Annotated in this window: 15 protein-coding genes; 4 read left to right on the forward strand and 11 right to left on the reverse strand. The window is 33.8% G+C overall.

The window, feature by feature from the left end:
* The first annotated feature begins 244 nt into the window (after positions 1 to 244).
* From ACUXEY_RS19310 to ACUXEY_RS19320, 3 genes are all read left to right on the forward strand, one after another.
* Positions 245 to 1,114 carry a hypothetical protein gene (locus ACUXEY_RS19310; RefSeq protein ID WP_461301358.1) on the forward strand — a complete coding sequence of 290 codons (870 nt, stop codon included), beginning with the start codon at positions 245 to 247 and terminating at the stop codon, positions 1,112 to 1,114.
* A gap of 208 nt (positions 1,115 to 1,322) precedes the next feature.
* Positions 1,323 to 2,630, forward strand: coding sequence for a hemolysin family protein (locus ACUXEY_RS19315; RefSeq protein WP_166704502.1), 1,308 nt, complete (start codon positions 1,323 to 1,325; stop codon positions 2,628 to 2,630).
* 1 nt (position 2,631) lies between these two features.
* A complete protein-coding gene (locus ACUXEY_RS19320) occupies positions 2,632 to 3,114 on the forward strand; it encodes a DUF456 domain-containing protein (RefSeq protein WP_461301359.1) in 483 nt (160 codons plus the stop codon).
* Between the two features lie 24 nt (positions 3,115 to 3,138).
* Here the strand turns inward: ACUXEY_RS19320 and ACUXEY_RS19325 are convergent, their stop codons facing one another.
* The 4 genes from ACUXEY_RS19325 to cls form a co-directional block, all read right to left on the reverse strand.
* Positions 3,139 to 3,759, reverse strand: coding sequence for an NAD(P)-dependent oxidoreductase (locus ACUXEY_RS19325; RefSeq protein ID WP_461301360.1), 621 nt, complete (start codon positions 3,757 to 3,759; stop codon positions 3,139 to 3,141).
* A 101-nt stretch (positions 3,760 to 3,860) separates the two neighbouring features.
* Positions 3,861 to 4,040 (reverse strand): hypothetical protein, encoded by a 180-nt coding sequence (locus tag ACUXEY_RS19330; RefSeq protein ID WP_098095972.1) that lies wholly within the window; start codon positions 4,038 to 4,040, stop codon positions 3,861 to 3,863.
* A gap of 188 nt (positions 4,041 to 4,228) precedes the next feature.
* Entirely contained in the window at positions 4,229 to 4,687 is a 459-nt protein-coding gene (locus ACUXEY_RS19335) for a spore coat protein (protein WP_166704505.1), read from the reverse strand.
* Between the two features lie 31 nt (positions 4,688 to 4,718).
* Positions 4,719 to 5,903, reverse strand: a complete 1,185-nt coding sequence (gene cls / locus ACUXEY_RS19340) for a cardiolipin synthase (protein ID WP_461301361.1) — start codon at positions 5,901 to 5,903, stop codon at positions 4,719 to 4,721.
* A 160-nt stretch (positions 5,904 to 6,063) separates the two neighbouring features.
* Between cls and ACUXEY_RS19345 the strand changes: the two genes are divergently transcribed.
* On the forward strand, positions 6,064 to 6,150 hold the full coding sequence (locus tag ACUXEY_RS19345; RefSeq protein ID WP_000505094.1) for a YjcZ family sporulation protein: 87 nt from the start codon (positions 6,064 to 6,066) through the stop codon (positions 6,148 to 6,150).
* 126 nt (positions 6,151 to 6,276) lie between these two features.
* On the opposite strand, the gene ACUXEY_RS19350 is transcribed toward ACUXEY_RS19345, so the two are convergent.
* The 7 genes from ACUXEY_RS19350 to ACUXEY_RS19380 all read right to left on the reverse strand — a co-directional run bounded on the left by ACUXEY_RS19350 (position 6,277) and on the right by ACUXEY_RS19380 (position 12,874).
* The gene (locus ACUXEY_RS19350) at positions 6,277 to 6,783 is read right to left on the reverse strand and encodes an acyl-CoA thioesterase (protein WP_461301362.1); all 507 of its coding nucleotides are present in this window, start codon (positions 6,781 to 6,783) and stop codon (positions 6,277 to 6,279) included.
* A 195-nt stretch (positions 6,784 to 6,978) separates the two neighbouring features.
* On the reverse strand, positions 6,979 to 7,848 hold the full coding sequence (locus ACUXEY_RS19355) for a TIGR03943 family putative permease subunit (RefSeq protein ID WP_166704507.1): 870 nt from the start codon (positions 7,846 to 7,848) through the stop codon (positions 6,979 to 6,981).
* Between the two features lie 3 nt (positions 7,849 to 7,851).
* Positions 7,852 to 8,748, reverse strand: coding sequence for a permease (locus ACUXEY_RS19360; protein WP_000418725.1), 897 nt, complete (start codon positions 8,746 to 8,748; stop codon positions 7,852 to 7,854).
* Positions 8,749 to 8,946: 198 nt separating this feature from the next.
* Entirely contained in the window at positions 8,947 to 9,888 is a 942-nt protein-coding gene (locus tag ACUXEY_RS19365; protein WP_000932394.1) for a magnesium transporter CorA family protein, read from the reverse strand.
* 184 nt (positions 9,889 to 10,072) lie between these two features.
* Positions 10,073 to 11,452 (reverse strand): putative polysaccharide biosynthesis protein, encoded by a 1,380-nt coding sequence (locus ACUXEY_RS19370; RefSeq protein ID WP_429601586.1) that lies wholly within the window; start codon positions 11,450 to 11,452, stop codon positions 10,073 to 10,075.
* A gap of 97 nt (positions 11,453 to 11,549) precedes the next feature.
* Entirely contained in the window at positions 11,550 to 12,152 is a 603-nt protein-coding gene (gene uptA, locus ACUXEY_RS19375) for an undecaprenyl phosphate transporter UptA (protein WP_461301363.1), read from the reverse strand.
* 104 nt (positions 12,153 to 12,256) lie between these two features.
* Positions 12,257 to 12,874, reverse strand: a complete 618-nt coding sequence (locus ACUXEY_RS19380; RefSeq protein WP_461301364.1) for an NUDIX hydrolase N-terminal domain-containing protein — start codon at positions 12,872 to 12,874, stop codon at positions 12,257 to 12,259.
* Between the last annotated feature and the right edge of the window lie 49 nt (positions 12,875 to 12,923).

A 12,923-nucleotide genomic window follows, 5' to 3' on the forward strand; every position in this document is an offset into this window, starting at 1 on the left:
AAACAGCCTCCTTATGTTAAAATACTTTCTGTGCCATAACTATATTATATTTTCAGAAAAAAATAAATAATTTATTTTACTTTTCTGAAAATTATTCATTTTCTTGTCATAATTTATTCACGTTTCATTCACTTATATCCCGTACAATACTAAACTTCTTTAAGAAAAATATATTGTAACTTACGCCGAAAGAAGCTAAAATAAGAATAAGAATTTTCTGAATATTCTAAGAGTAGGTGATTACATGTCTTTATTGCGCTCACATATATGTAAATTTATCGTTGGTGTTCTCATTATATTTATCATCAGTCCTATTCCGGCATTATTCATTACACATAAATACTCTTACATAACTGGCTTTATAAGCATTTTTCATGACTTCGCACAACTTTCTTCTATGACAGTTCCAGAGATTGATTGGATGCACGAATCTATCTTTTTCTCAGCAAATCAGATAGTACATACTTCGAATCATTCAACACCGTTATTCCCTTACATATGGGAAATATATTTTTTATCGATTGTTCGTTTCACCTTTACTCTTGCGATCGGATTCTTCATCAGTTTAGGGATCGGTCATTTATTTTTTAAAGCACCTCATTCGGTTAAAAAGTTCACTTTCTTATTAAGATGGATACCCTACTCTTTTTGTACTGTATTATTACAATGCTCAGTCTTATTACTACTCCTATACATCGCAAACTTTATAAAACTTCCTTACTACTCATCTTTTATCATCGTTTGTAGTACTTCCATGATTATCGTTATGCAAGCAATTAAAAAATGGATTCCGTTCTTAAGTAACACAAATGAATATGAAATAAAACAATCTTCTTTCCTTGTAGATACATTGTTTTTGGCACTTACTTCGAATCATAAATCTATTTTAGGTTCCATTATACTTTCATTCGTTTTTATGGAATGCGTTTTTCATGCAAGCGGACTATTGCAATTTATCGTTCAATTCGGCGGGAATGCACCTATTATTGTTACAATTAGCTTATTACTTTTGTATATCCCGTATTGCATACTCTCGTTCCTTCAAACACTGTGGACGACAAACCACGTTAAACAACAATCATATGCTTTAACTAGAAGTATTCCAAAACCTTAATTTGAAATAACCCTCTATAATCTGAAAGTAGGGGGTTATTCCTTTTGTATAGCGGACAAAATAACAGCACATTCAAAAACTATTGCAGAAACATACCAATATTTACCCTTTTTCTTTGACTATTCTTTTCGTTTGGATTTATTATAAAAGTATAACATAATCGCAGGAGGTGACATCTTTATTCCCAAATACGGAATAGAGAACACACTTGGACATATTAAATATTTTTCTCATCTTTGTACTTATCCTTATTTCCGGCTTTTTCGTTGCATCAGAATTCGCTGTTGTAAAAGTACGAAAAAGTCGAATTGACCAACTTGCAAATGAAGGAAACAAACAAGCTTTAGCTGCAAGAAGTGTCATATCTAATTTAGATGTGTATTTATCAGCTTGTCAGCTCGGGATTACAATTACTTCTTTAGGACTTGGTTGGCTTGGTGAACCAACTGTGGAACATTTACTACGACCGCTCTTTGAAAAGATTAATATTACTGGAACAATGGCGAATACTTTATCCTTTATTATTGCTTTTAGTGTTATTACATTTTTCCATGTTGTATTAGGTGAATTAGTTCCGAAGTCTTTCGCAATTCAAAAAGCAGAAGCGATCACACTTAAGTTTGCACGACCACTTATTTTATTTGATAAAATTATGTATCCATTCATTTGGCTACTGAATAGCACAGCTATCTTTTTCACAAAACTACTCGGTTTAGAGCCTACTAAAGAAAATGAACTTGCCCATTCTGAAGAGGAACTACGACTCATTTTAGGAGAAAGTTTCAAAAGTGGCGAAATAAATCAAACCGAATATAAATATGTAAATAATATTTTTGAATTTGACGACCGAGTTGCAAAAGAAATTATGGTTCCTCGTACAGAAATGATTTGCTTATCTACTGAAAATACGTTAGAAGAAAATATGGATATCGTCGCAACTGAAAAGTATACACGCTATCCTATCATCGAAAAAGATAAAGATGATATTATTGGTATGATCAATACGAAAGAAGTATTTCACGATCAAACGAAAGGCATTCATAAGCCACTTGAATCATACATACATCCAGTACTAACTGTATTTGAAACTGTTCCAATTCGCAAAACGTTAGTACATTTACAAAAGAATCGCGTTCAAATGGCAATTGTTATGGATGAATATGGTGGAACTGCTGGACTTTTAACAATGGAAGATATTCTTGAAGAAATCATTGGAGAAATTCAAGATGAGTTTGATGCGGATGAATCACCTATGATTGAAAAACGCACGCCAAAGCTGACTGTTTTAGATGGGAAAGTGCTCATTTCTGAAGTAAATGATATGTTTGGCCTACATATTGATGATAGTGATTTAGATACAATTGGAGGCTGGCTCCTCTCCCAAGCAGTAGACTTAAATATTGAGGCTGGTTATTTCATAGAATTTGCAGGTTTTCAATTTAAAGCACTAGAACTTGATGGACATCAAGTGAAAAAAATTGCGGTACATAAATTAGAAACAAAAAAGGAGTTATAAAGTGACAGTATTATTAACAATCTGTATCATTGCCTGTTTTATCGTTTCATTTCTCGCCTTTATTTATCCTATCATTCCAGGCATCCTTGCTGTTTGGGCTGGATATTTCATTTACCATTTTGGTATAAATGGCGGAGAACTAACAACTTCCTTTTGGATTATTCAAGTCATTTTCACACTATTCATTTTCCTTGCTGATTTTATTGCAAATGGATATTTCTTAAAGAAATACGGGAGTTCTAAATCGGGAGAACGTGTCGGTATGATTTCTATCATTGTCGGATCTTTCTTCTTCCCACCATTCGGTTTAATTATCATACCGTTCTTATCGGTATTTATTACAGAGCTCATGCATAAAAAAGCGCTAAAAGACGCCTTTCTAGTAGGGGTTGCTACTGTAGTTGGTTTTTTAAGCAGTACAGTAGCGAAAGCCATTCTCCAAATCATTATGATTATCATATTTGTATGTTATATCGTCTTTTAACCATCCCAGTTTCGGGATGGTTTTTTAATAGGAAATACCTACTCGGCTATTCTCATATTCATTTTCACTACATAGATTCCACGTAAATTGTGCTGTATCACCAACTGTTATTTTCGTTCCCCCTTCTGGTAATACATCTTTTTCAGTTCGATATACTCCCGTCACATCACCGTCTATTAAATGCGTCGGACAAACGACCGTCCAACACAAATTACTACTACTCAGTAACTTGTATGCGGCTAAATGATCTTCTGCTGCGGTTGTTGTCTTCCTTTTTGATTCCGTTGATTGAAAACGATATAAATTTAGATCTGTTCTCGCTTGTAAAATACCGGCTGTTCCTATTGTAATGATTTTATGAACCCCTTCTTCTTCCATTTGCTTTATAATGTGCGGCATACTCTTCGCTAACGTTCCATTTTGATCCGTCCCAAGTGCACTTATTACTATATCGCTTCCTTCTATTGCTTTCTTTATATCATTTTTATTTAATACATTACCTTCTATCACTCGTAACCTTTCATGTTGTATTTCTATTCTCTTTACATCACGTGCTAATGCAGTCACTTTAGCTGAATCCTTTAATGCTAATTTAATTATGTTTGAACCTACTCGACCTGTTGCTCCTAATATACATACTTTCATTTGTTTGCCCCCTCTTTCATTCTTCCTCTATTTTTCAATAATCTCAATCAATTTACAACAAAAAAGCTTCCTTATATATCAAAGGAAGCTCTATTATTACATTATTTCTTTTCTTTAGAATCCGTAGACTTCTCAGTTCCACTCGTTTCTTTATCCTTTTTGTCCTCTTGTTGTGTTGTTGTATCTTCTTCGTTCTTCTTGTCCTCACCTTTACTACAACCTACCATTAATAAAGAACTTGCAAGTGCCATAGCAGTTAATGATTTAACCCATTTGTTCATTTGCGTTTCCTCCTTTAGATAGAATATGTACAATCCCCATATTACTCTCTATTTTTAAAGGAAAGATTGAAAAACAGTAAATAAATGGTAAATAATTGTAAATCTTCTGATAATAAACATAGACACCTATTCTTTTTTCTCCATGAAAAGTAAAAAAACTAAGGCGCCCATCTTTCCGCCTTAGTTTCTTATGCAAACTTCTCATTTTCATATACATGTTGAATCTTATACTCTTTCTTCACAACATATTGCCATACACTATAGGCATAACGATTCATTTTTAAGAAGCAATTTTCTAAAAACGAGCGGAATTCTGGATTTGCAACTTCAACTGCCACTTGAGCAAACTTTATTGCTAACCGTTTTAAATGCGAAATATAACAAGTTGCAATATAAATATCCCCTGTATATTTACTATCAGTTTCCTTTTCCATTTCATGAAAATGAAATGAAATTGGTTCACAAGTTATACGCTGTACATTCTCTCCTTCTTGAAAATTCACTTGTTCATTATATGCTTGCAACATATATGGTAAATGGTGCTGTAATAGCTCCTTTAATTCTTCATCTCTTACCTTTCCTGTATACTCCCCAACCTTATATATAAGCATATAACTATACCTCATTAGTTCTTTCATACAATCCATGAAAGTGCCTCCCTTCTCTTTTGTCTATATACTATAAATATGATGCTATAACATTTGCTATTCTTGCTAAAAACCAATCCCATTTACTAATTTTCTCAAAATCTTCTTCCGAAAATTTTTTTGATTTATGAAAGTCTTCTTTTAATCGGTTCCATACGTCCGCTGTTACTCCCTTATCATAGATAATACAATTAGACTCCGTATTTAAATAAAAACTTCTATTATCAAAGTTTGCGGTACCAATATCAACAATTTCCCCATCAATGATTGTTACTTTCCCATGAAAAAAACCATTCTGATATTGATAAATCTCCGCTCCAGCATGTAACATGTCTTTCAAATACGGATAGGCAGCTTGTTTTAACAATACTGCATCACTTTTAAATGGTACGAGAATTTTCACATTGACACCGCGGTTTAATGCATCTTTTAACTCTTTCACCATTTCTTTACTTGGCACAAAATATGGCGTTGCAATAATTAAAGACGTTTTAGCCTGCTTTAAAAGTGCTCCATATTTTTCCCATAAACCTTTTCCATCTGAAAATACATATTGATATTTCACATTCCCAATTGCAGGTAAACTTTCATGTATAGGCATTTTTTCTCCTGTATCTTCTTCCCAGTCAGTTGCAAATTTTCTTTCCATGTCCGTGGCACCATTCCCAATGACTCGCACATGATAATCACGCCATGGGCCAAATTTCGGATTTTGTCCAAGGTACTCCTTTCCAATGTTAAAGCCGCCAACGTATGATACTTTTCCATCTATCGTAACGATGCGTCTATGGTTCCGTTGGTGCAACGAATAGAATAAATGTTTCAATTTAGGTTTTTTACTAAACGTAAACTGGACACCATTGCTTTTTAGTTGATGAATTATCTTTTTCTTCAGCTTATATCCGCCTATTCGATCGACTGACAATTTCACTTCTACTCCGCTCGTTGCCTTTTTCTCAAGTAACTGCAAAAACTCTTTGCTTATTTCATCTTTACCTACAATATAAAAATGGATATATACGTACTTTTCTGCATTACGTATATCCTCAAATAATTTCTTATATAACTCTTCACCGTTCGTATATAGTTGAAATTCACCTAATCGAACTTGTCCTACTTCATATTCACTAACCATTTTTTTCCCCATTTCCACATCGATGTTCATCCAAATGAATACACCTACTAAAAAAAGGAGTACAGCGAAAAAGTGTTTCATGGATATTTTCCTTTCTCCACTTACTGTTATTTCTATATCTTCCCTTTTTTAATACATTATCATTCAAGAAAATATGTCATTACATGATATATGTCCATATCAAACGATAGCTCATTTGCATATTGTATGTTGTATCTTAAAATAAAAGGAGGAAATAACAATGGGCTTCGCACATGGTAATGGATTCGCGCTATTAGTCGTATTATTTATCCTCTTAATCATCGTCGGTGCTGCTTGCTTCTGCTAAGTAGTTATCGTCATATGATATGTGGATGAAAAAACTATAAAAGCGGACACCTATTTTTAGGTGTCCGCTTTTCATATGAAAAACATTTCAGTCCGTTATTGTAACTTTAACGACTAAATATTCAACTCAAAAAGTTAGTAATTTGGCTACTTTCTTACTCTCCGCCTTACGTATATGACGTTGTTCTGCACGCAGCACTGCAATGCGATGTAATTCTTTTTCTTCCTCTGTTTCAGGGATTACTCGCGGCACAGGGACAGGATTATTTTCTTTACTAAGTGCAACGAAAGTAACAAATGATGTTGCTGCTATACGTTTCTCACCTGAAATTAAATCTTCTGCTACTACCTTCACAAATACTTCCATAGAAGTTCTACCCGTCCAAATTACAAAAGATTCATAACTAACACAATCAGTAGACCGAACAGGATGTAAGAAATCTACCCAATCCATTGATGCTGTGACACATTCTTTTCTTGCATGCCTCGTTGCTGAAATAGAAGCAACCATATCCATCTCGGCTAATATCTTTCCACCAAATAGCGTATTGTGATCATTTAAATCCGTTGGAAATACTCGGCTCGTTTTAAACACTCTAGACTCATTAGCTGTTTTTCCCTTTACTTCAGTCATTGTTATCACCTCTTTGATTATTTCATCCGCTATTTGCAGATATTACAACTCCCACCACAAAATTCAGCTGGAGCAAAGAAGTTTAGCAAGAGTTTCACTTTCCATTAACACTAGAACCGTATGAGCTTATTATCACTACACGTTTAATATTAACAACATTCAGAACTTTTAGTCCACAAAAAAGAACCGATGTTATCAATCGGCTCCTCTAAATACATATTGTTCTTTCGGCTGTTCAACTTTATTCCATTTCGTTACTTCTAAAACAGGAATGTTCGCATGGAATGGCTGATAAAATTCAGTAGAAATTTCTCCCTCTATTTGAATCCAATCATCGTTTTTCCATTCTACACCTTCCGGTTTTTTTACTAACATACCATATACACCAGAATCTGCTACGCAATGTATAATACCGAAACGGAATAAGAAATATTGTTCTTTTTTAGATGAATCATCTTTGAAAACAAATCCTTTAAAAGATAATTTTTTTCCAGTAAACTCGCCAGGGTAATTATAAATTGTTTCCATACCCTTTAGGAAATTTTCATCATTTAAAGTAACACTATCTTTCGTTACAAACTCTTTCTTCCCTTTCTCCATTACACCACGGTATCCTTCTTTTCCGTAATATATACTCGTGTCAGGTCTTAAAAATTGCCTTGTCATAAATGGATCTTTACTTTCTGCTTGTGCTACTGGAAAATGAAATCCCTTCGCCTTAACAATGTCGGAATCTAATGTTGCAATTGGGAAAAACAATCCTGATATAATAGGAAAACAGAACAATGAGTACGAAAATACTTTTTTCCACCATGTATTCTCATCTTTTGAATGATCATGTCCGCAATGGCTATGATCACAACTACAATCTTGTTTTCCTTGTTCTTTCTCATGTTCTTTTTGAAAAACGATAATAATTTGAACTACTGTTAAAAAGCCTAAAATAATGGCTGCTGTAGTTGATAAATAAGCATACTTCATATTGATATACTTCGTAATATTACCTGAAATATGAAGCTGCGCGATTAAGATTGTAAAACCTAATAATATATATGCCCGAAACATAACCTACCACCCCATCGCATAAATGAGTAGTGAGCTTGCATAAACAACAACTGTAACTGTAACTGTAACGACAATTACAAATTTCGTTTTAAATGTTGCAAGCATCATAAACATATTTTTAATATCCACCATCGGTCCATATACGAGGAACGCGACAAGTGATGCTGTTGAAAATGTACTTTGGAATGACGAAGCAATAAATGCATCTGCTTCTGAACAAAGTGATAAAATGTAAGCAAGTCCCATCATAACAGCTGGTGATGAAAACGGACCTTGTCCTATAGCAAGAAGTGTTGAAGTTTGTACGAACGTTTGAACTGCAGCTGCAATTAACGCACCTAATACTAAATATTTCCCCATCGAGAAAAATTCCTCAACAGCATGTGTACATACATCCCACATTTTTTTACGTAACGGACGCTTATGATTCACTTCTGGGAAGTGGTCATCTCGTAATTGATGTTCTTTAAACATAAATGATAATATAATTCCAACGATAATTGCTACGATAATCGCTACAATAGAACGATACCATACCATGTGCATACTACTTCCAAAGGCAACGTATGTTGCGAATAATACGACCGGATTAATGATTGGCCCAGTTAACATAAATGCAATCCCGGCATATGGCGGAACCCCTTTTCCGATTAATCGCCTTACAATCGGAACGATTCCACATTCACACCCCGGAAACATCATCCCTAAAAAAGTAGCCATTAAAACAGACAGAAATCGGTTTTTCGGCATCCATTTTGCTACCATATCTTCTGTCACAAACATTTGAATGAATCCTGAAATAAATACACCAATGAGCACAAAAGGAAGTGCTTCGATCAATATGGAGATAAAGATTGTATTCATTTGCAGGAATGCTTTCGGTAATTGAAACAATTCCATGATGTATTTCCTCCAACTTTTCATTAACAATATGTAATTTTAACCCCATTTTATGAATTGGACAAGACTTATACGGAATTCACCTCTTTCATATACATTACATTTTATAAGTTATATTCTATTCAAAATTTGGGATTTCATAGCAAAAAAGCTGCTCTAGCGCAGTTACACAACTATGCTAGAGCAGCTTTCTTATCGTTAAAAGTAACGTTTCTTCCAAAATACAAATGCTAAAGCGCAAGATAATGTTGCACATATTATGAGTACAATTACAAAACCTTGAGCCTCACCTTCAAATGGAACCTTTACGTTCATTCCGAAGAAACTAGAGACCATTGTTGGTAATGATAAAATGATTGTAATAGACGTTAACAGTTTCATAACACTGTTCAAATTATTCGATATAACAGAGCTAAAAGTATTCATCATTCCACTTAGAATATGACTATATATTTCCGCCATTTCAATAGCCTGTTTATTTTCAATTAATACATCTTCTAATAAATCTTGATCGTCTTCATACATTTTTAAAAATGTACTGTTACGCATTAATTTTTGAATTACAATTTTATTCGCCTTTAATGATGTTGTAAAGTAAACTAAACTTTTTTCAAGGCCTAGCAATGTGAAAATCTCTTTATTTTTCATCGACTTATTTAATTGGTGCTCTAAATCGATTGTTTTTCTGTTAATTTGCTTTAAGTATCTTAAATAATAAGTAGAAATCGTATATAAGAGCTGAAGTGCAAAGCGTGTCTTTTTAAACGTATAAAATTCTTTAATACGTTGATTAATAAAACGTTCAAAAATTGGATTTTCTTCTAAACAAATTGTCACAAAACAATCTGGCATTACAATCATACCTATTGGAATCGTGTCATAAATCGAATTTCCTTCTTCATCATGTCTAACTGTTGGAATATCCACGATTATTAAAGTATTATTGTCTTCCTTTTCAATACGAGAGCGTTCTTCATCATCTAAAGGGTCTTTAATGAAATCTAAGTCTACATTTAAAGTTTGTACTAGATATTGAATTTCTTCTTCCGTTGGATGAAGTACATTAATCCAGCAACCCTTTTGCATTTCCTCAACCTCTTGTAGTTTTCCGTTTCGGTCTGTTAAATAAATATTTAACATACTATCACCCCGATTCTTTTTACATGTAGGAATCTACCTCTCTTACAGAACAGTTTTTGAACCGCCATTCTCAGCATATGAAACATACGTTTAAATTTCAATAGAAAAATTATTTTGAAAACGTTTTTATAAGAAAAATATTAGGAACAAAGAAAAAGACAGAGTGCTCTCTGCCTTAAAAAGCTTATGTTGCCTTTATAACATATTTAGAAAGCATCCACAAGTTAAAGCCAACTGAAATCGTATAACCAGCGTATGTTGAAATAATAAAACTTACATAATCGAAATACGGAAGCAATACAATATTTAAAACTATCTTCACAATAATGCCAATTACTAATCCTAGCACTGTTTTCTGTTGTTGATTAATTCCTTGTAACATCGCTGCTGTTACTGTAAAAAGCGAAAATAGTATACAGGCAGGAGCATAATACTGTAAAATCACACTCCCCATCTCCGGATCATTTCCGGCACCAAATAAAAGAGTATATACTGGTTTTGCTAACAACATCATTCCAATTGCCGCAGGTACCGTAATACCTACTACCAATAGATTTGTCCTTGTAAAATGTTTGTACAGTAACTTCACATTTCCTGCTGTATAGGCTTTTGTCATCTCAGGTACGAGAGACATACTAAAAGCAGTCGCAACGGAAACTGGGATAAGTACAACCATCTGAACAAGACCAATTATTGCATTGATTTTCTCCGCTTCTCCTTGCATATATCCTATTTGTATTAATAGTTTATTAATTGTAAATGTATCAATCGTCTGATACAACGGAATTGCTAAACCTACCACAACAAACGGTATTGAATATGTAAACAACTCCTTATATAGCGAAAAGAAAGATTTCGTTGTTTGCGGTATACTTGCCATTTCTTTTTTCTTTAAGTGCTTTCTCCTTTTTATATAATACGCACTTAAAACTGTTAATCCACCTATCGCTCCCATAAAGGCACCGAACGTTGAAATACCAACTGCTAGCGAGACAGAAGCTTTTAAAATATATAAAACGACAAAACTTCCTATTAAAATGGTTAAGACTCGAAAAAATTGTTCTACAACTACACTTAAAGCAGAAGGTCCCATCGATTGGAACCCTTGAAAAAATCCCCTTAATAAACTCATTACCGGTACAAGTATTAACGCAAAACTTACAATTTGAATATTAGTAGTGACCGCTGTTATACTATTCCCCGTTTGATCATTTCCATCGATTACAAGTTTAGCTAAATGTGGAGCTAATATATATAGCGTTAAACATGAGATGACTCCCATTATTAACATAAAAAAGATACCGCTCTTTAGCACTCTCTTAACCGTATGATAATCATTCAGTTGATCATATTTTGATACCATTTTTGAAACGGCCAGTGGTAGTCCCATCGTCGCAATGCTGAGCATAATCGTATAGGGACGATATGCATACGTGTATAAAACGTACCCACTCGTACCGACCATTGCTGTAAATGGTATAACATATATAAACCCTAACATTTTAGATATCATTGTTGCCATCGTTAAAAATATCGTTCCACGTATAAACGGTGATCCTTTCATCACATTCCTCCGCTACGCTTTATTATTACACATTATGGACAACTCCTTTTCTTTAGAACCGAAACAAATAAAAAAAGCCAATGAAAAATCATTGACTTTAACGCACTGCTTTTTTCTTTTTTAAATACTTTAAACCGAAGTATAGAGCAACAAAGAGAACAGCTCCTATAATTATGTAATGTGTGTAATCAGATGCATACTCTTTAATGTGTCGCCAATTCCCGCCAAGCTTTTCACCTAAGTATATAAACAGTATTGACCATGGAATAATCGCAACTACTGTATATAGTGTAAATAGCTTTAATGGCATTTTAGCTAAACCAGCTGGAATAGAGATTGCATGACGTACGACTGGAATAAAGCGTGCAGAAAAGATTACTCCTGCTCCGTAACGCTTAAACCAACCTTCCGCTATGTCTAAATGGTGTTTATTAATAAGTAGATATTTCCCATATTTCTCTACAACCGGACGCCCTCCGTAATATCCAAGCCAGTATAAAAAGATTTGGGCTAAAGTACCACCAATAGTTCCAGCAATAACTGCACCGACAAAGCTAATTTTACCATCTGCAACTAAAAAGCCCGCATATGAAAGTACAATTTCACTCGGAATAATTTCAATCATTAAAGCTAGCGCTACTCCAAAGTAACCTAAGCTTGCAAAAAATTGCAATAACTGATCTATTATGCTTGCTAACATTTTATTTTCTATCTCCTTTTTTCTTCACATACCATCCCATTATTACATAAAGGTTGCATTCTGCCAATATCTTCATTCCAACAATATTATCGGTATAAGCATAATTAATCTATTAAAGTTTCTTTCATAGGTTCTTTCATATAAGCAAACATTTCTTTAATTTGCTCTTCTGTATTTCTAGCAATCGATAAATTAGGTAATTCATTCTCACCAAAAAACTCCACATCTTCTGTTTCAATACTAGTTTTCTTTTCACCACCAATAATCTTACAGGCAATAAAAATTTTATATACATGTGTTGCTGAAGGTGATGGTTGATGTTTTTCTTTATCAAATATAGCGAGTAGCTTAAAATCATCTACTTCATAACCCGTCTCCTCTAAAACTTCTTTTGCTGCTACTTCTGTCGGTGTATAACCGATATCAGCCCATCCACCTGGCAATGCCCATTTCCCATCACTTTTTTCTTTCACAAATAATAGTTTATCATTTTGAAAAACAACTGCTCTTATATCAACTTTTGGTGTTTGGTAGCCTGTCTCACTTGCAAATAACTTCTCTACAACTTCCCAATCTGTCTTTGTGTAATGTGACATCATCGAAATGGAAATATCTCGTAATTGTTGGAAACGCTCTATATCATACACATCCTTAGAATACGTTAAACCTGCTTGGGCTATAGATTGTATTTGTTTTACCCAATCAATCCATTTTACCGTCATGCTTTTACATCCCCCATTCTCTTTCAAGTGAATATTAAGTCAATCCCAT

The organism is Bacillus sp. F9_6S_D1_P_5 (assembly GCF_054823925.1).

Excerpts from the sequence above, each read along its gene's own strand:
- ACUXEY_RS19310 (WP_461301358.1), top strand. The coding sequence starts at position 245 with ATGTCTTTATTGCGCTCACATATATGTAAATTTATCGTTGGTGTTCTC.
- ACUXEY_RS19325 (WP_461301360.1), bottom strand. The coding sequence starts at position 3,759 with ATGAAAGTATGTATATTAGGAGCAACAGGTCGAGTAGGTTCAAACATA.
- ACUXEY_RS19330 (WP_098095972.1), bottom strand. The coding sequence starts at position 4,040 with ATGAACAAATGGGTTAAATCATTAACTGCTATGGCACTTGCAAGTTCT.
- ACUXEY_RS19335 (WP_166704505.1), bottom strand. The coding sequence starts at position 4,687 with ATGGATTGTATGAAAGAACTAATGAGGTATAGTTATATGCTTATATAT.
- cls (WP_461301361.1), bottom strand. The coding sequence starts at position 5,903 with ATGAAACACTTTTTCGCTGTACTCCTTTTTTTAGTAGGTGTATTCATT.
- ACUXEY_RS19345 (WP_000505094.1), top strand. The coding sequence starts at position 6,064 with ATGGGCTTCGCACATGGTAATGGATTCGCGCTATTAGTCGTATTATTT.
- ACUXEY_RS19350 (WP_461301362.1), bottom strand. The coding sequence starts at position 6,783 with ATGACTGAAGTAAAGGGAAAAACAGCTAATGAGTCTAGAGTGTTTAAA.
- ACUXEY_RS19355 (WP_166704507.1), bottom strand. The coding sequence starts at position 7,848 with ATGTTTCGGGCATATATATTATTAGGTTTTACAATCTTAATCGCGCAG.
- ACUXEY_RS19360 (WP_000418725.1), bottom strand. The coding sequence starts at position 8,748 with ATGGAATTGTTTCAATTACCGAAAGCATTCCTGCAAATGAATACAATC.
- ACUXEY_RS19365 (WP_000932394.1), bottom strand. The coding sequence starts at position 9,888 with ATGTTAAATATTTATTTAACAGACCGAAACGGAAAACTACAAGAGGTT.
- ACUXEY_RS19370 (WP_429601586.1), bottom strand. The coding sequence starts at position 11,452 with ATGAAAGGATCACCGTTTATACGTGGAACGATATTTTTAACGATGGCA.
- uptA (WP_461301363.1), bottom strand. The coding sequence starts at position 12,152 with ATGTTAGCAAGCATAATAGATCAGTTATTGCAATTTTTTGCAAGCTTA.
- ACUXEY_RS19380 (WP_461301364.1), bottom strand. The coding sequence starts at position 12,874 with ATGACGGTAAAATGGATTGATTGGGTAAAACAAATACAATCTATAGCC.